General features: G+C 37.7%; 13 protein-coding genes and 1 riboswitch. Of the genes, 3 read left to right on the forward strand and 10 right to left on the reverse strand.

From position 1 onward, the window contains the following. Positions 1–474 precede the first annotated feature (474 nt). The 7 genes from smc to ACVWYG_RS16280 all read right to left on the reverse strand — a co-directional run bounded on the left by smc (position 475) and on the right by ACVWYG_RS16280 (position 10,017). Positions 475–4,008 carry a chromosome segregation protein SMC gene (smc, locus tag ACVWYG_RS16250; RefSeq protein ID WP_457271588.1) on the reverse strand — a complete coding sequence of 1,178 codons (3,534 nt, stop codon included), beginning with the start codon at positions 4,006–4,008 and terminating at the stop codon, positions 475–477. A 313-nt stretch (positions 4,009–4,321) separates the two neighbouring features. After that, on the reverse strand, positions 4,322–6,619 hold the full coding sequence (locus ACVWYG_RS16255; RefSeq protein ID WP_457271590.1) for an ATP-dependent helicase: 2,298 nt from the start codon (positions 6,617–6,619) through the stop codon (positions 4,322–4,324). Positions 6,620–7,044: 425 nt separating this feature from the next. Further along, positions 7,045–7,590, reverse strand: a complete 546-nt coding sequence (locus ACVWYG_RS16260) for an NUDIX hydrolase (protein WP_457271592.1) — start codon at positions 7,588–7,590, stop codon at positions 7,045–7,047. A 52-nt stretch (positions 7,591–7,642) separates the two neighbouring features. Beyond that, positions 7,643–8,041 (reverse strand): hypothetical protein, encoded by a 399-nt coding sequence (locus ACVWYG_RS16265; RefSeq protein ID WP_457271594.1) that lies wholly within the window; start codon positions 8,039–8,041, stop codon positions 7,643–7,645. 106 nt (positions 8,042–8,147) lie between these two features. Next, the gene (locus tag ACVWYG_RS16270) at positions 8,148–8,933 is read right to left on the reverse strand and encodes a TPM domain-containing protein (RefSeq protein ID WP_457271596.1); all 786 of its coding nucleotides are present in this window, start codon (positions 8,931–8,933) and stop codon (positions 8,148–8,150) included. Beyond that, positions 8,934–9,374 (reverse strand): TPM domain-containing protein, encoded by a 441-nt coding sequence (locus tag ACVWYG_RS16275; protein WP_457271598.1) that lies wholly within the window; start codon positions 9,372–9,374, stop codon positions 8,934–8,936. It lies immediately after the preceding gene. A gap of 61 nt (positions 9,375–9,435) precedes the next feature. Beyond that, on the reverse strand, positions 9,436–10,017 hold the full coding sequence (locus tag ACVWYG_RS16280) for a LemA family protein (protein ID WP_457271600.1): 582 nt from the start codon (positions 10,015–10,017) through the stop codon (positions 9,436–9,438). 102 nt (positions 10,018–10,119) lie between these two features. Between ACVWYG_RS16280 and ACVWYG_RS16285 the strand changes: the two genes are divergently transcribed. Beyond that, positions 10,120–11,670 (forward strand): NAD(P)/FAD-dependent oxidoreductase, encoded by a 1,551-nt coding sequence (locus ACVWYG_RS16285; protein WP_457271602.1) that lies wholly within the window; start codon positions 10,120–10,122, stop codon positions 11,668–11,670. A 61-nt stretch (positions 11,671–11,731) separates the two neighbouring features. Beyond that, the gene (locus ACVWYG_RS16290; protein WP_457271604.1) at positions 11,732–12,091 is read left to right on the forward strand and encodes a CoA-binding protein; all 360 of its coding nucleotides are present in this window, start codon (positions 11,732–11,734) and stop codon (positions 12,089–12,091) included. 9 nt (positions 12,092–12,100) lie between these two features. Here ACVWYG_RS16290 and ACVWYG_RS16295 read toward each other — a convergent pair whose 3' ends face one another. The 3 genes from ACVWYG_RS16295 to ACVWYG_RS16305 all read right to left on the reverse strand — a co-directional run bounded on the left by ACVWYG_RS16295 (position 12,101) and on the right by ACVWYG_RS16305 (position 14,396). Next, positions 12,101–12,604, reverse strand: a complete 504-nt coding sequence (locus tag ACVWYG_RS16295) for a dihydrofolate reductase (RefSeq protein ID WP_457271606.1) — start codon at positions 12,602–12,604, stop codon at positions 12,101–12,103. 42 nt (positions 12,605–12,646) lie between these two features. Then, positions 12,647–13,075: a DUF2141 domain-containing protein gene (locus ACVWYG_RS16300; RefSeq protein WP_457271608.1), complete on the reverse strand. Its 429-nt coding sequence runs from the start codon at positions 13,073–13,075 to the stop codon at positions 12,647–12,649. A 64-nt stretch (positions 13,076–13,139) separates the two neighbouring features. Continuing rightward, the gene (locus ACVWYG_RS16305; RefSeq protein ID WP_457271610.1) at positions 13,140–14,396 is read right to left on the reverse strand and encodes a peroxiredoxin family protein; all 1,257 of its coding nucleotides are present in this window, start codon (positions 14,394–14,396) and stop codon (positions 13,140–13,142) included. Positions 14,397–14,530: 134 nt separating this feature from the next. Then, a riboswitch (SAM riboswitch) is annotated at positions 14,531–14,634 on the forward strand. Between the two features lie 362 nt (positions 14,635–14,996). On the opposite strand from ACVWYG_RS16305, the gene ACVWYG_RS16310 reads away from it, so the two are divergent. Beyond that, complete coding sequence (locus ACVWYG_RS16310) at positions 14,997–18,170, forward strand: SusC/RagA family TonB-linked outer membrane protein (RefSeq protein ID WP_457271612.1); 3,174 nt, start codon at positions 14,997–14,999, stop codon at positions 18,168–18,170. Positions 18,171–18,178 lie beyond the last annotated feature (8 nt).

Below are 18,178 nucleotides of genomic sequence, written 5' to 3' on the forward strand. Positions count from 1 at the left end.
GCCGCAGACCGCAGACCGAACCTCAGACATCGTTCAACCGCGTAACCGATTGCAGAGATATCCTCTCAGCACGGAAAGAACATAAAAGATTGGAATAGCAGGCCACCGCAACCGGACAGGATAAGCCCATAACTCCCCGCATCGGGAATCGACATGTGATCCCTTCAATCCGGGTCAGAAGACCCTTTTGGCCAATGCATAGGCAGGAAGGTAAAGAGAAGTAAGAATGCGATGCAGGCGCTGTAACTCCCGATTCTAAGACTTATTAAGTATGTTAATAATCATCTATAGATCAGTCAGTTGGATTTGAATTATACTATATTTGATAGAGGAACATGAGGGCTTTTAATGCGAGCAGCTTAATAAAGATGTAATCTTTTTAAATGTCCCTATTTTAGTTTCGTTATTGTCTTTATGGATTTTTGCTTTATGTAATTTACTGTTAATCCTTAAATATGAACCAATAACCGCAAATTAGACCACTTCTCGCATATCTACTGCGACCACTCTTGAGACGCCTTGTTCAACCATTGTTACGCCGTAAATAATGTCAGTGCTTGCAATTGTTTTTTTGTTATGAGATACTACAATAAATTGACTCTGATTTGAGAACTTTCGAATGATGTTGTTAAACTTATCAATATTCGTATCATCTAGAGGCGCATCCACTTCGTCAAAAATGCAAAATGGAGCAGGTTTTAAGAGATATAGAGAAAACAATAGAGCAGTAGCAGTAAGCGTCTTTTCTCCGCCAGATAGCTGATTTATGGATAACGGTCGCTTACCTTTTGGTTTGGCAATGATTTCAATATCGGCTTCTAAAGGCTTATCTATGTCAGATAAGATTAAATCACAGCTGTCTTGTTCATTAAATAACGACCTAAACACGGTAATAAAATGGCCACGTACTTTTAAAAACGCGTCCATAAATTTCTCTCTGGCGGTATCGTCTATTTCCTGAATGGTCTGCAGAAGATTATTTTTAGCGGCAATAAGGTCTGTTTTTTGAACTTTAATAAAGTTGTAGCGCTCGTCCATCTCCTTGTATCCTTCTAAAGCCAAGGGGTTTATGGTTCCGAAATCTTCTAATTGACGCTTTAATTTTTCTACCTGTTGCCTAAGCTCAAATTCGCTCGCTCCCAAGTCAGCTACTTCGCTTTCCAATAAATCGTGAATGTCTAAATTAAATTCAACAGAAAGCCGTTCTTTAAGAGAGTTCAATTGCAATTTAAGGTTGTTTTTCTTATCCTTAATTTCTGCTAAAAGGAATTCGTTCTGATCTCTATTTTTTCTTGAGGCTGTTATTTCGTTTTCATACTCGTTTATTGTTGCTTTGTTTTCGAAATATATTTTTTCGAATTCGGCCAGTGCTTTCTCCGTCTCACCAGCCTGTTGATACATTTCTAGTAAAATATCGTCACTTGTGTCCGTATGTTTCGAAGTAGTTTTTAAGGTAATTTTCACCTCTTCTAATGCAAACTGATTTAATTCTAAACGTTTTTTTAAATTGTCTTCTTGCGCAGAGCGATAATCTAAATCTTTTTGTACACCCGCAAGTTTGTTTTTTTGCTGGTGAAATTTTAGGTTGTCTTCATTAAATTTACTCGCATATTGCGTCACTTCGTCTGCAATTTCTTGATAGGCCAACTGTTTACGTTGAAACATGATATGCGTATCCCGCTGTTTCTGTTGAAGACCAACCAAGTTAGGTAAGCTATCGGTCAATGTTTTTTCTATAAACGCAATTTTTTTAATGATGTCGTTTTTTCTATTTTGGGTGGATAGTATGAATTCTTGATATTGGTCGCTTCTGGTCTTTAATGAGATTTGCTCTTTATTAAGTTTGTTTAAGCCTTCCTTTAATTCAATAATTTTTTTTTCTTTTGTGTCGTTTTTAGCCTGATTTATCCGGGTTTGTAGCGCTATGATTTGTTGATTATGAGCACCTACTATTTTTTCAATGACTCTTATCTCTTTGCTCAAGTTCTCTAAATTTTTTGCGCGACCAATCCTTTTTCCTTCAAATAATCCAACTGACCCTCCCGAAAGGGTGAACTTTGTCTTGCTGTATTTTCCATTCTTAGAAAGGATAGTAATTCCTTCGTTTTCGGCATTCCTAAACAAATCTTCGCGTGTTTCCTCCGCAATAAAAACATTTTGCAACAAAAGATTTGCAAGCGGAATGTACTTTTCGTCAACTTCAACTACAGAAAGTGCGGCAATCAGTCCGTCTCTTTTAGGGTAGGTTGATTTCGGTTCTCGCAATTGTTGAAGCATGAAAAAATGTGCTCGCCCCTTGCTCGCATCGCTGAGCACGTTTATTGCCAAAACCGCATCATTATATTGGTCGACCACATAATGATTCATTACTGGTTCTAAATAATTCTCTAAAGTAGTGCGGTACTCTTCTTTGCAAAACAACACATCAGACAAAAGAAAAGCCTTTTTTGCTAGCAAAACATGCTTTTTTATATACTTGATGGATTCTGGAAATCCTTCTAAATTGTCAACCAAAGACTTGGTAAGGTTGTATTCATTCTGTTTAGAATCCTTATTTCGATTTTCTTTTTGAAGTTTCTCTTTAATAGTTTCTAAGATATTTTCAGCTTCAACGCGATTTTTTTTCAGGAGTTCTTCCTCGTCAGTGAGCTGGTTAAGTTCGTTTGTTTTTGCCAGGAGCTGAGCATCAATATTTTTTAAAGCGTCGCCAAAGGCGGCAATTTCTTTTGTTTTACTTTCGGTATCAATTTCTGTCCTATTGCTTTCTTGTTTTAGGGCGTCTTTTTGGATGTTGAAAATGTCTATTTCTTTTTGAGCTTCGTAAACTTGTTTTTCTAATGTGGAAATTATTTTAGAAAATTCGTCGATCTCGTTTTTTCCATTTTGTTGTTGTGTCCTTAACTGATCCAAATGTTCTTTAATACCGGCTAGATCAGTATCATACCTAGTCAGTCTTTCTGTTTCTAAAACCCATTCTTCATTTAGTCTTTTAACATTGTATTGTATGTGGTTAAGCTGATTTTTATCCGTTTCTCCGTCTGCATTAAGCCGTTGCTCTCTTTCTTGTAAAAATCGGATCTGCTCGTTCTTAACTTTCTTTTCGCTTTCATAAGCTCTAATTTTTGCTACAAATTCGTTGGTTGCTTTTTGTTGGATTGAAAGGTTTTTTTCTTGGTTGATACGCTTTAATTTTAACGCTTGTAAATCTGCTTCTTTCGTGTCAATACTTAGGCTAATTTCGGAACGAGCTGTTAATTGTTTAAATTCTTGATCTTCTAATTGCAACAAATCTTTCCTAAAAAACGAAATTCTGTGAGTTGCCAACTGGATGCTAATTTCTTTATACTGTTCTTTGAGCTTGAAATAGCGTTCCGTTTTTTTTGCCTGGTTCTCTAATGTCTTAAGATTTTTTTCAATCTCGAACAACAAATCGTCTACCCGTTCCAAATCTGCCTCAGTATCTTTTAGTTTGCCAAAAGTTTGTTTTTTTCTGAGTTTATATTTAGAGATGCCGGAAGCTTCTTCGAACAAGGCGCGCCTGCTGTGTTCTTTATTGTTGATAATTTCATCTACCATTTGCAACTCGATGATAGAATAACTGTCGGAACCAATACCAGTGTCTAAAAATAGATCTGTAATGTCTTTTAGCCGACATTGAACGTCATTCAGTCGATACTCGCTATCGCCAGTTCGATACAATTTTCTGGTGACCGTTACTTGTGAAAATTCCGTTGGAAGAATGTTTTTTGTGTTGTCAAAGCTTAGCGAAACTTCTGCCAACTGAGATGCTTTCCTTGTTTTTGTACCATTAAAAATGATGTTTTCCATTTTTTCAGATCGCAGTGCTTTGGTACTTTGCTCACCCAAAACCCAACGCATGGCGTCTATTACGTTTGATTTTCCGCAACCGTTCGGGCCAACAATAGCTGTTATACCCTCATTAAAGTTGATGACAACTTTATCGCCAAAGCTTTTAAAACCCTTTATTTCTAGTTTGGTGAGCTGCATTTTTTGGGATGTTGCGGTTAAAGTTTGAGGTTTTGGGTTAGGGCGATTGTCAGGAATTTCTATCAGGCGTTAAATACGTAATCGTTAAATATTAAGTAGTTGGGTGGTTTAAGCGCTTAGTGTTTTGTAGTTAACCTATTTGAGGTTTATTATTAAAACTTGTTTCGTGCCTCGCGGGGTGTGTGAATTAAATAGACTCGTCCTGTTTTGCTTAGAAAGCAGATCAAAAACCTAAAAATTTTTGGGCTCCTGATCTGGTCATTGTCTTTTCGCTTTGGTCTTTCAGCGCTGTCTTAATTACTTATCCGTTGTGCTACCTCACTATCATTAACTTCGCATACTTTAACAGCAACTGCTTGTTCCCCAAACCTTGAAAAAATACCGTTGCTTTTACATCTGGCAAATTCCCTTCTAGGCTAATTATTTTGCCGAACCCAAATTTTTCATGTTCTACATCCATCCCACCTTGAAACTCGTTAGGCGCAGATGGGGTAAAACCTGGAGATGGAACGTGTGCTCTAGCTAGCAAGGATGTTGTTTTGGGACGCGGATCAGTTGCAGCGGTTCCTTTTGTAGGTTTTGGCTTGCTAAAGAAATCTCTAGGCTGCGAGGTCCAGCTATTGCGGTCACTGTCAAAGCCACCTTCCAACGTAGTGCTTTTTGCAGGTTTTACATCAAGTTCTAAATATTTCGGGTTTATCTCATTTATAAATCTGCTCGGTTCGCAGGTGGTCAACGTTCCCCACCGGTAGCGCGAAGTGGAATAAGTGATGGTCAGTTTTTTCTCCGCACGGGTGATGGCTACGTAAAACAACCTTCGTTCCTCTTCTAAATCTGTGCGGTTATTCAACGAGAGTTGCGAAGGGAAGAGGTTCTCCTCCAAACCTACTATAAACACATTTTTAAACTCCAACCCTTTGGCAGAGTGGATGGTCATTAAAGAAATGGTATCTCTATTTTTATCTTTTTCATTGTCGTCATTTGTTAAAAGCGCTACGTCTTGCATAAAGACGTCAAGTCCTTTCTCATCGATATCTTCTCGCTCCGAAAATTCTTTTATACCGTTTAACAATTCCTGAATGTTTTCATATCGACTTCTACCTTCAACGCTGTCATCATTATATAACTCTTTTAAAATACCTGCATGTTGTGCAATGTAAAGTGCCGAATCATACGCGTCGAGTTTTTTAGCTTCTGCCATAAAGCTATGAATCATCATAGCAAAATCGTTCAGTTGGTTTGCCAATCTGCCTTCTACATACATGTGCGGATTGCTAATTACCTCCCACATAGATTTATCATGCATAGCAGCAGCAACAATAATTTTATCTATGGAAGTATCGCCAATGCCCCGTTTAGGATAATTTATAACACGCTTTATGGCTTCTTCATCTTGAGGATTAAATGTAATCCTAAAATAAGCAAGTAAGTCTTTTATTTCCTTCCGCTGATAAAAGGATGTACCGCCATAAATTTTATAGGGCAGGTTTAACTTTCTTAAACCTTCCTCCATTGCTCTGCTTTGAGCATTTGTTCGATATAGGATTGCAAAATCATTGTAGAGATAACCTTTTAGAGTTCGCTCTCCCATAATGCTTTCTGCAACTAGTTTCCCTTCTTCATTATCTGTAAAAGCACGAGAAACCTTTATTCTTTCACCATCTTCATTTGCAGAAAATACATTTTTTTGCAACTGATTTTTGTTGTTGGCAATGATGCTATTCGCAACTTCCACAATATTTTGAGTGGAGCGGTAGTTTTGCTCCAATTTATAGACCTTAAGGTCGGGGTAATCACGCTCAAAATTTAAAATATTCTGAATGTTTGCACCACGAAAAGCGTAAATACTTTGTGCATCATCTCCAACCACACAGATGTTTTGATAAGCCGCTGCAAGCTTTTTTACAATGGTATATTGAGAAAAGTTAGTATCCTGATATTCATCAACCATTAAATATCTAAATTTTTGCTGGTATTTGTTTAACACATCTGTATGTTCTCGTAAAAGAACGTTGGTTTTAAAAAGTAGGTCGTCAAAATCCATAGCACCTGCTCTAAAACACCGCTTTGCATAGGCCTCATAGATTAGGCCGAGTAGCGGACGTTTATTTTGAACGTCTTCACTTTGAATCTGATCATTCTCCAAATATTCTGCTGCAGAAATGAGGTTATTTTTTGCGGAAGAAATTCTGTTGAATACAAAATTTGCGGCATACAGTTTATCGTCCAACTGCATTTCTTTCAAGATGGCACGGATTACGCTTTTACTGTCATCAGTATCATAGATGGTAAAATTGCTCGGATAACCAATTTTCGAAGCTTCAACGCGAAGAATTTTTGCAAAAACAGAGTGAAAAGTACCCATCCAAATGTTTTTTGCTTCACTGCCAACCACTTTACCAATCCTGGTGCGCATGTCTTTACTCGCCTTGTTGGTAAACGTAAGTACCAGAATATTAAATGGATCTATCCCTTTGTGGATGAGGTGTGCCACGCGATACGTAATTACCCTCGTTTTCCCAGATCCTGCACCTGCAACAATCATTACTGGTCCTTCTGTATTCTCTACTGCAGCCCTTTGTTGAGGGTTTAAGCCTTCTAAATAATCCAAATTTGCTCCTTTTTATTAAAATTCAAATTTAAGAAAAAAGGTTGAGACTGAGGTTGAGGGTAAGCGGTGGTTCACATCTGTAGACCTAAAACTTGCTTATCGCTAATCGAATGTTTAAGTGACTCAATACGTTATTTCCTAAATCAAATTTTCGTTTCACGGCTCTAGGAATTCACTTTTTATCCTTTAGAAGAAGGCGGTCTTAACATTTGTTTATTGTGGAACGCAGCTCCAATTCCCGACATTATAAATTGCCACGCGTTAAATTTATCAAGCTGGTTAGACACATTTTTAATTTAAGGATACAATAAAATTACGTTGCTGTGCGCTGATTTTTAGTAAGAAAACAACATCGGAAGGGAAAACAGATTTTTTTCTACACATTAACGCCAATGCTAGGCGCTGATCTTTCAGCGGTCTTAAAGTTATTGTTCTAACGCTTCAATCCCATACCATAACGCAGCGACATGAAGTGCTTGCGCAATTTTATTTTCTTTAATTAGCGCCTTAACTTCTTCTAATGTATACAGCTCCACATTTAAAATCTCATGTTCATCTAAGTGTTGCTCTTCGGTTTTAACACCACCAGTTAGCAAATAGGTAAAAGTTTTATTGTTAGATGTTGCGGGATTTGGATAGAGCGCTGCAACTAATTTGCAGGTGTTAAAAGTGTACCCTGTTTCTTCTTGCAGTTCTCTTTTAATGGCAAACTCGGGCGATTCATCACCATCTATCACCCCTCCTGGAATTTCTAGGGACACAAGATCTGCCGCATGTCGATATTGACGCACCATTATTACATTGCCAGATACAGTTAACGCAATTGCATTTACCCAATTGGGATATTCTAAAACGTAATAATCATCTTTAATTGCGCCTCCTTGTAGTTCTACAGTGTCTACCCTAAGCGTGGCCCATTTTTCTTTAACCAGATACGTAGAAGCAAGTTTCTTCCATTTTTCAATAATCATAAATGTTACATTTTTATAGATAAAGTGGCCAGCCGGCGGTGTGTGAAATAAATCAACTAGACAGCAATTGTTTAACTTTTACTTTTCGATTAAGCATTTCGAACGATGACATATTGTGCGCTGTTTCGATAAATTCGTAAAGTTGTAAAATCCTTTCGGCGATGTCTTTATTTTGATCTGTATTTTCAAAAGAATCTATTTTGGCATATAAGAATTCAGCCAAGAGCACTGTTTTTTCGCCAGAAAAATTTTCTTTCACAAGATATTGTTCAAATTCCACTGCTGTAAAATTCTCCAATTCAGCCAAAGTTAAGTTGAAATTTTTTTCTAATGTTTCGGAAAGAAGATGATCTGCCTCTAATACTAAACCATCTATTCTTAATCCAAAAATCCTAGCGAGGGCTTGCGCCATCTTCTGCATCTCGGCGGTCATGATTTCTTTTCTCAGCATAAGTTAAATTTTGAAATTAAAGGTTGAAAGGACAACTACATATCAATAACCTGACAAGCAAAAAAAATTTAAACTAAAATCGTTCTTCAATTTTTCGTAGCTTAAATTACCATCCTCCGCTTGCGCCACCGCCGCCGAAACTTCCGCCGCCAAAACCGCCGAAGCCTCCTCCGCCGGAGGAACCTCGTCCAAACCCACTTCCACCACTTCCAAATCCACCACGTCCTCCACCTCCACTACCGAAAAGCATAGCCCAAAATAAAGCATTCGAAGCGCCTCTGCCGCCAATGATGTTTCCATTCCCCCCACCACCGTTTTTCATCACAATAATTAAGATTACGATTATTATAATGATTACGATAATGCTACCAGCGCCTCCTTTAGAACCAGATGCTACTTTGGGATTGTCATTTTTATACTCTCCCTTGGTGTATTTGATGATAGAAGTTGTGCCTGCATCTAAACCTGTATAATAATCCCCCTGTTTAAAATACGGTTTAATGTCATTGTCTATGATTCGCTTTGCATAAACATCTGGTAATGCGCCTTCAACACCATATCCAGTTTGGATGGCAATTTTTCGATCATTTATTGCCACTACGATCATTACTCCATTGTTTTTGGCGCCCTGACCCACTCCCCATTTTCTCCCTAAATTTAGGGCGTACTCATTGATGTCATAGTCCCCAACAGATTTAAGGATTGCAATGGCAATTTGAGTGGAAGAGGAGTCGTTAAAGGCAACTAGCTTTTGCTCTAAGCGCTGCTTTTGATCCAAAGAAAGTACATTGGCATAATCATTAACCAACGTGCTAGGTTTTTCAGGATAATCCTGACTAAAAGATAGGAGTGATGAGAAGCAAAAAAAGAGGAATAAAATAAGGTTTTTCATTTAGTTGTTATCGTTATCAAGGTAAACGATGTCGTTGGGTAATTCGTTTATGTCTCCAGCCTGGTGTGGAAAATAAAAACTAAGTTTTTCGCCCGCACGTTTTACAGCTTCTACCAAACCGTTGGCCAAATCGCCTTTTATAAAGTGGGCTTTCATAGAATCTTTTGTCGTTTCCCAAAAATCTTCCGGCACCGCTTTGTTAATTCCAGCATCGCCAATAATGGCAAATTTCTTGTCCATATAAGCCAAGTAGATCAGCACTCCATTTCGAAGTGCTGTTCTGTCCATGTCTAACTTTTGGAAATACTCAGTAGCTTTCTCGTACGCGTCACCATTGCAATGTTTATCAATAGCGATTCTAATTTCTCCAGATGTTGCCTGTTCTGCAGACGCAATTTCTTTGGCTATTTCCTCTTGTTCTAAATCGCTAAATAGAGCCATGTTTTTACGGGTTTTTAAGTCGAGTTAAATTACTTGAATGTGAAAATCAAACAACAGTTTTCTAAAATTCTACTTTAGGCGCAGTAGCAGCGCCGGCATCTGCCTGGAAATAACCTTTAGCCTTAAAACCAAACATCCCGGCAGTTAAGTTGGTAGGAAACGATCGGATTTTCCCATTGTAAATTTGTACAGCGTCGTTAAAATCTTTTCTGGCAACTGTAATTCTATTTTCAGTTCCTTCTAATTGTGCAGATAAATCACTAAACTGCTGTGTTGCACGCAACTCTGGGTAGGCTTCTGTAATGGACAATAATTTGCCCAAAGCTTGGCTTAATTGGCCCTGCGCTGCCTGATATTTCTGTATATTTTCGGGCGTCAAATCATCTGCGCTAACGGTCATTTGGGTAGCTTTGGCTCTAGCTTCGGTAACTGCTGTTAATGTTCCCTGTTCAAATTTTGCTGCACCTTTAACGGTACTTACTAAGTTTGGGATTAAATCTGCGCGGCGTTGGTATTGTGTCTCAACAGTTCCCCATTTTGATTTTACATTCTCATCAAGCTTCACCATGCTGTTGTAACCACAAGAGCTTAAGGTGCTTACCGCTATTGCAGCTGCCAAAAAACTAAATACTAATTTTTTCATGTTATGTTTTCGTTTAAGGTTTTCGATATTAAAGTTCTAAACTCCATTTAGATGGCAAATTCTGTACCTTTGTTACAGTTCGGGATAAAAACCTGACGCAATATGCAAAAAGATATCGAAATTACCCTTTTGCCCCACCAAATAGTGGACACAGAGGTTATCAAACAAAAAATTGCTGACGTTTTGGCAATTGAGCTTGATAGCGTTACCAGCTATGATATTTTAAAGCGCTCTATTGATGCGCGTTCGAAGGTCGTAATCTACCGTTTAAAAATTAAGGTTTTTGTGGGTGAGCTACCAATTGTTGAGCATTTTAATTTCCAGTACAAAGATGTACAAGACGCAGAAGAGGTTATTATAATAGGTGCCGGTCCAGCTGGATTATTTGCCGCCTTGCAATGTTTAGAAAATGGGTTGAAGCCGGTAATTATTGAGCGCGGAAAAGAGGTAAAGCAGCGCAGGAGGGATCTTGCTCTGATAAACAAGGAAGGGATTGTGGATCCCGATTCTAATTATTGTTACGGTGAGGGCGGCGCCGGTACCTATTCTGACGGAAAACTCTATACGAGATCCAATAAGAGGGGGGACGTAAATAGAGTGTTGCAGGTGTTCGTAAATCATGGTGCCACCATCGACATTATGGTAGATGCGCGACCACATATTGGCACAAACAAATTGCCTCAAATCATAACTTCAATCACAGAAACTATATTAAACGCAGGTGGGGAAATCATCTTCAATGCTCATATGACAGATTTGCTGGTTGATTACGGCAGGATAAAAGGCATAGAGATTAATTATGAGGAAAAACGTTATGCTGACCATGTTATACTTGCTACAGGGCATTCCGCTAGAGATGTTTATGAATTGTTACACAAAAAAAATATTCTAGTTGAGGCAAAACCTTTCGCTTTGGGGGTTAGGATTGAACATCCACAAGAACTTATAGATGAAGCACAATATCACACATCGGCACAGATGCCAAGATCTGAGTTTTTACCTCCTGCCAATTACAGTTTGGTAGAGCAAATTGATGACCGTGGCGTTTTTTCTTTCTGTATGTGTCCGGGAGGAATTATTGCGCCCTGCGCAACAGCTCAAGAAGAAATCGTGGTAAATGGTTGGTCACCTTCTAAGCGAAATAATCCTTTTGCCAATTCTGGTACAGTTGTTCAGATACACCTCAGTGATGTTATCGGCTACGATCCATTGCGAATGCTCAATTTTCAGTCTGAAATAGAAAAAGCTGCTTTTACTGCAGGTGGCGGCAAATTGGTTGCACCTGCGCAGCGAATGGTAGATTTTGTTCAAAATAAACTGTCACTCAATCTGCCCACAAACTCTTATCTTCCCGGAACTAAAAGTGCCATGTTAGACAATGTATTGCCAGAGTTTGTATCAGAAAGTTTAAGAAAAGCTTTGCCTTTATTTGGGAAAAAGTTAAAAGGCTATTATACCAACGAAGCCATTTTAGTTGGCGTAGAAAGTCGCACTTCCTCGCCATTGCGTATTCCAAGGGACAAAGAAACTTATCAACATCCTCAAATTAAAGGGTTGTACCCATGCGCAGAAGGAGCTGGTTACGCCGGAGGGATTGTATCCGCGGCAATTGATGGAATCAATTGTGTAAATGCAATTTTGAAAATAAACTGATAAACATAAGTAACGTTTGGCTGTTAATGGTTTTGATCAAAATGTTACTAAATTATAAATCATGAAAAAAACTTTAATTATCGGCGCCTCACCAAACCCATCTAGATATGCTTACAAGGCAGCTAACATGTTAAGAAAATTTAATCATGACATTGTAAATGTTGGCATTAAATCTGGCGAGGTTGCAGGGGTTCCTATCGAATCGCCAAATGAAATTTACAAAGATATAGATACAATTACCCTATATATTGGACCAGATTTGCAAGCACAGTATCACGAATATGTGCTAGCCACTAAACCGAAGCGGGTGATTTTTAATCCCGGAACGGAAAACTATGAATTTGAAAAATTACTACAGGCAAATAATATTGAGCCGGTAGAGGCTTGCACGTTAGTTTTGTTAAGTACCGGACAATATTAAATTCGATTTTTAAATTCTTTTAACTTTGCGTTCCAAAACGGCAAAAGTATAATCGTATGTATTCTTCTCATCCGCCTTATGGCTTTCGCTACTCACTTGTTCCCAATCGTCCATATTTAGTTTCGGAAAAAAGGTGTCGGCGTCGAAAGTATGATGTATTGTTGTGAGGTAAATGCGCTGCACTTTTGGTAGTGCTTCTCTGTATATTTCTGCCCCTCCAACTATAAAAATTTCTGAATCAATGCTTTCCGCGGAGCTGATGGCTTCCTCTAAACTATTAACCACTTGAACCCCAGGAATTCTTAAATCTGTTCTGCGAGTTACAATAATATTTTGTCTGTTGGGTAGCGGTTTTCCAACAGAATCGAATGTTTTTCTGCCCATCACAACAGTGTGTCCTGAAGTTGTTTGCTTAAAAAATTTTAAATCGGCTGGCATGTGCCACAATAACTGATTTTTTTTACCAATGGCGTAGTTTTCTGAAACGGCTACCGCTATGCTAATTGTTTTCATTGAGCTGCGTTTATTAAAATATAGGATGAATTTTATTTTATCTCAATCAACCAACTTGATTGTTATCATTTTGTTTTCATTTAAGCTAATTTTGCACTCTTTAAACCTAGGCTTCGAAAGCTTAGGCCTAACATTATTTGAAAATCCGTAAGGTTCAACGGGAATTCCAAGGAAATTCATATTGCATTCGTGGTCGGAGTTTACATCTTGATAGAGTGCGATAGCATAATCTCCTTTTTCTAGGCCATTAATGAAAAACGTTACTGTACCTGCAGTTACTTTTTCTGAAAGATTTTTAAACGCTTTGTCTTTGTCCAAAAAGACTTTTGGGTTGTTATATATTCCAAGTTCTACAGTTCCCTTAACCTTTTTAATGTTGGTGATCGTAATTTTTAGCGCATTGGTTTCAGCATTCTGAGCATATCCTGTCGATACAACAACTGCAAATAATAGCGATAGTATTAATTTCATCTTTCCCTTTTATCAAAACACGAACCAGTTTTAAATAAGGTCTATTTTAAATAATCAAACATCGCTATTGTGCAAGTAAGGTATCAATTTCTTCGTTAAACTCCTTAACAAAATCTGTATAGTGCTTTCCAGTAGCTGGCCCACTATAACCGGTATGTATTTGTGCAACCTCACCTTTTTTATTTAAAATAATGGTAGTTGGAAAGGATGAGAAGTTGTTTAATGCGGGCAAAGTTTTATTAACTGACTCCACATTGGCAGTGCCTGCAATTACTTGGTCGTATTCAATGGCATACTTTTCGCGAAATCTAGTTAATGCGGTACGTACGTAAGCAGAATCTAATTTACGCTCGTAGTGTAGACTGATTACTTCAACGCCGCGATCTCGATTTTTTACATACCAAGGTGCAATAAAAGATGCTTCATCCATACAGTTTGGGCACCAAGTCCCGGTTATCGTTAAAATAACCACCTTATTTTTAAACTTTTTATCGCTTAAAGAAATCTGTTTCCCGTTAACTTCGGGAAAAGAAAAGTTTAATGTTTTGTAGCCGTCTTTTAAGAAGGTGAGTTTATTCACATCTGGCAAAGCAGCATTTTGATTTTGCTTTCCGCTAAAACCAGTGTTGCCTATTGCGCGAACTACTTCGCCGGTTATCGTTCCGTCTTTTGAAAAAGTACCTTTATAGTAATATGGATTTAATCCGATAAAACTAGATAAGTAAAATGAATTGCCTTCTACAAGTCCTTCCAAATAACGTGCATCACCACTAACACGAAGAAAGGTTCCAGTTATTTTGTTTCCATTTTGCTTAAATATTCCTACCGCATTTTCATCTTTTCCGGCGGTTGATTTAAATGTTACCTCATAGGTGCCAGAGAAATTTGCTTCTGGCATTTTTCCTGAAGGTTTAAAGCGATAACTTACATTTTTGGTTGCAGTAACAGGCATTGATTTGCCAGATCCATCTTGTTTTCTAAACGAACCAACTAAAGAATCGCCTTGTATTTTAAAAGCAAGTTCATTATCAAACTGACTAAGCTTAACGAAAACAGAATCTGTGGTTTGTTGTACAATTCCACCATCAAAACGTTCTTCAGCATTTAAAAAGGTAATGTGTTGCTGGGCTGTATTTTTAGCGTCAATTTCAAAATTAAAAGGAACTTCAACTCCAGTTTTAATAGTAAATACGCCTCGCCAGGTTCCGTTTAAAATGAAAGTGTTTTTAATCTTAGTTTCGTTATTCGTTTGTATTTGAGCATAAAGGTTTTGCGAGAGTGATGTTGCAAGTAGCAAATATAATAGTGTTTTTATCTTCATAAGATCATTGGTCTATAAATTTATTCCGCGAAGATACGCATCAAGTATAGGAACAAAAAAAATATTCCAAATAAAATCTATGGATTTAGTAGTTATTTAATTTTTATCCTATATTTGCCCCAGTTATTTTGAAATGCTTATCAAGAAAGGTGGAGGGAATGGCCCGATGAAACCTTAGCAACCGATCATTCAGGACGCGGTGCTAATTCCATCCCAAAGTTTTTGGGATAGTTAAGTCAGTTGAATGCGACAATATTATTAATAATATATATGAGAGCACTTCTGATTTTACAGGGAGTGCTTTTTTTGTAAACGCATTTTTTTAATAATGGATAGGGGGAATGATTTATTTTTAAATAAAATTAAATGGGAAAAACTCACAAAAAACAAATAATTCATATAGGTATTTCAAGAGCCTATATAGCCATCCGAATGCGTTGCGGTATTTGTTGATTTAACAAGCCTCAAATACCGATTCTTTCATTTTAAAATAAATAATTATTCATGTGTTGAAAAAATAGTTGCCCAAGGGCGAGATGGGACTTTTTTGCCCAAATTTTTAACATCTATTTAAAAACCAATCATTAATTAATCTCAATTATGTTTAAGAACATTAAGCTTTCAGTACTATGCTTTTTACTGTTGCTTTCACAATTTAGTTATGCCCAAGATATCGTTATATCGGGCACCGTTAAAAGTACAAACGGCGAAACAATGCCGAGTGTTTCTGTCTTAATTAAGGGAACAAAGCAAACAACCAATACCAACAATAGTGGGTTGTTTAGTATATCAATAAAAGGAAAAGCCACATTGGTTTTTTCATACGTCGGTTATTTATCCAGAGAAATTGAAGTAGCTGAGAACACTAAAAATTTAAGTGTAATTCTAACAGAAAGCAGCAATGCGCTAGATGAGGTTGTGGTTACCGCGCTAGGTATTTCCAAACAAAAGAAATCTTTAGGCTATGCGGTGCAAGAGCTGAAAGGCGAAAGTTTGGCCGAAGCCAAAGAGACCAATTTAGTAAATGCACTTGCTGGTAAGGTGGCGGGTGTTCGGGTAACCAATAGTCAGGGAGATATGGGTTCCTCTCGTGTGGTTATCCGTGGCGAAACCTCCATCTCTGGAAATAATCAACCGCTTTTTGTGGTAGATGGAATTCCGGTAGATAACTCACAAAATAATTCTGCAGGGGCAAGAGATTATGCGAACACTATTTCCGATATAAATTCAAACGACATTGAATCAATAAGCGTTTTAAAAGGTCCCAATGCGGCAGCGCTGTATGGTTCGAGGGCAGCTGCGGGTGTCATTATTATAAAAACAAAGTCAGGAAAATCAAAGAAAGGGTTAGGTATTTCGCTAAATTCTAATGCAGTATTAGAGCGTTTGTTAACACTTCCGAAATACCAAAATGAATTCGGCCAGGGGTCTGAAGGTAAGTTTAGCTATGTTGACGGAAAAGGAGCCGGTGTAAATGATGGTGTAGATGAAAGTTGGGGCCCAAGATTAGATGGAAGATTGATTCCACAGTTTTTCTCAAAAGGCGTTGCAGTTCCTTTTGAAGCACATCCAGATAATGTTAGAGACTTTTTTGAAAAGGGCTATTCCTTATCTAACGGAATTTCTGTTGAAGATGCAGGTGAAAAATTTGATTATCGTTTATCCTATAATAACTTAAAGCAAGAAGGGATTATTCCAAATTCGGGACAAGGAAAGAATTCATTTTTGTTAAACACTACCTTACGTGTAACACCGAAATTAAGCCTTACTGCACATGCAAATTATAGCAAACTTAGTTCTGATAATTTACCTGGAACAGGTGGGTCTAGAGCAACAAGTACCATGCTTCAGTTTACGTGGTTTGGCAGACAGGTTGATGTCAACCAATTGAAGAACTATTTAGATGAAAACGGAAATACCTTTAATTGGAACAATAGCTATTATAGCAACCCTTACTGGGTAGCTTATGAAAATACAGTTTCTCAAAACAGAAACAGAATAATTGGAAGCATTAGTTTAGATTATAAAATAATTGATGGGCTGAATTTTAACTTTCGTACAGGAACTGATTATTACAATGATCGTCGTAAAATAAAAATTGCTTATGGCACAAATGGTAGCCCTTTTGGTTCTTACACAGAAAGTGCTTTCACAGTAGGCGAAAGCAATACTGATGCGACGCTGAATTATAATAAGCAATTAAATAATGATTTTAGTTTAGAGGTTTTATTAGGAGGCAATATTCGTTCACGTTACATAGAGCAAAACGATCAGAGTGCCCCCAGGTTGGCCGTAGCAAAATTATATACGCTTAGTAATTCAAGGGATCCTTTAACTTCTTCAAATAATTATAGTAAACTTAAATCTTTCAGCGAGTATGCTTCAGCTCAATTTGGTTTCAAAAGCTATCTTTTTATAAATGTAACCGCTCGTAACGATTGGTCATCAACCTTGCCGGCACAAAATAGATCTTATTTCTATCCATCATTCAACGGAGGTTTAATACTTACAGAGGCGTTAAATATTAAGAGTGAGGTGTTAAATTATGCTAAAATACGTGGCGGATGGTCTAAAGTGGGTAAAGATGCCGATCCTTATCGCTTGATAAATACCTATTCGTTTGGAGCGCCATTCGCTGGGTCTCCTCAGCTTACGGCATCTACCACAGATCTTAACAGAGATTTAAAACCAGAAACCACTACTTCATCAGAATTAGGTGCGGAGGCAACTTTGTTTAACAAACGGTTACGTGTTGATTTAAGTGTATACAATACCAATAGTTATGATCAGATTCTAAGTGTAGATGTAAGCGAAAGTACAGGGTTTAGATCTAAATTATTCAATGCCGGAAAAATTAATAACAAAGGAATAGAAGTTCAATTGGGGATTACGCCAATTAAGAAGAATTTTACCTGGGATATTGATGTAAACTATGCAGCCAACAGAAGTAAAGTGGTTGAGTTGGACAAGGCAGGCTTATTGCAGAATTATGTGGTGGCTACCAATACAGCACAAATTATCGCATCTGTTGGGCAACCGTATGGCGCAATTTATGGCAATGCATTTTTAAGAGATACCAATGGAAATATTGTGGTCAACGACATAGGTGCACCACAAGCAGATCCAACTAAGAAAGTTTTGGGTAAATATACACCAGACTGGATTGGCGGAATATCAAACACTTTTGGTTATAAAGGAGTGAGTTTAGGGGTTCTAATTGACGCTAGCTTTGGCGGTTCAATTTATAACGGAACATACTCTACCGGCACCTATACTGGTGTACTTGCCTCTACTTTGCCTGGAAGAGCTGCAGAATTTGGTGGCATTTCTTATTACTATCCTAATAATTTAAAAGCAAACGGAGCGGTAAGATTGGCAAATGGCGCAAGTGCACCGACAGGTTTGACCGTTTATGACGATGGAATTATTTTTGATGGCGTTACTGCTGATGGTAAATCAAATGAAAAAATACTTCCTGCGCAAAATTATTATAAGTCGTTTAATAGAATAGACGAGTCTAGCATTTTTGATGCTTCTTATGTAAAACTTCGCGAGATTAGGTTAAGTTATAACTTACCAACAAAATGGATTCGCTCTTTAAGTTTGCAAGGTCTTTCTGTTGCATTGGTGGGTAGAAACCTCGCTATTCTACATAGAAATGTGGATGATATTGATCCAGAAGTTGCTTTTAATACTGGCAACGGACAAGGTCTAGAAAGCCTTTCAAATCCAACCACGCGTACCTACGGTATAAATCTGAACATTAAATTTTAAGCGACCAA

It is taken from the genome of Pedobacter sp. UYEF25 (assembly GCF_054061655.1).

Bases quoted from the DNA above. Each gene is read 5' to 3' on its own strand.
- ACVWYG_RS16285 (WP_457271602.1), top strand. From the start codon at position 10,120: ATGCAAAAAGATATCGAAATTACCCTTTTGCCCCACCAAATAGTGGAC.
- ACVWYG_RS16265 (WP_457271594.1), bottom strand. From the start codon at position 8,041: ATGCTGAGAAAAGAAATCATGACCGCCGAGATGCAGAAGATGGCGCAA.
- ACVWYG_RS16305 (WP_457271610.1), bottom strand. From the start codon at position 14,396: ATGAAGATAAAAACACTATTATATTTGCTACTTGCAACATCACTCTCG.
- smc (WP_457271588.1), bottom strand. From the start codon at position 4,008: ATGCAGCTCACCAAACTAGAAATAAAGGGTTTTAAAAGCTTTGGCGAT.
- ACVWYG_RS16295 (WP_457271606.1), bottom strand. From the start codon at position 12,604: ATGAAAACAATTAGCATAGCGGTAGCCGTTTCAGAAAACTACGCCATT.
- ACVWYG_RS16260 (WP_457271592.1), bottom strand. From the start codon at position 7,590: ATGATTATTGAAAAATGGAAGAAACTTGCTTCTACGTATCTGGTTAAA.
- ACVWYG_RS16300 (WP_457271608.1), bottom strand. From the start codon at position 13,075: ATGAAATTAATACTATCGCTATTATTTGCAGTTGTTGTATCGACAGGA.
- ACVWYG_RS16310 (WP_457271612.1), top strand. From the start codon at position 14,997: ATGTTTAAGAACATTAAGCTTTCAGTACTATGCTTTTTACTGTTGCTT.
- ACVWYG_RS16275 (WP_457271598.1), bottom strand. From the start codon at position 9,374: ATGGCTCTATTTAGCGATTTAGAACAAGAGGAAATAGCCAAAGAAATT.
- ACVWYG_RS16280 (WP_457271600.1), bottom strand. From the start codon at position 10,017: ATGAAAAAATTAGTATTTAGTTTTTTGGCAGCTGCAATAGCGGTAAGC.
- ACVWYG_RS16270 (WP_457271596.1), bottom strand. From the start codon at position 8,933: ATGAAAAACCTTATTTTATTCCTCTTTTTTTGCTTCTCATCACTCCTA.
- ACVWYG_RS16290 (WP_457271604.1), top strand. From the start codon at position 11,732: ATGAAAAAAACTTTAATTATCGGCGCCTCACCAAACCCATCTAGATAT.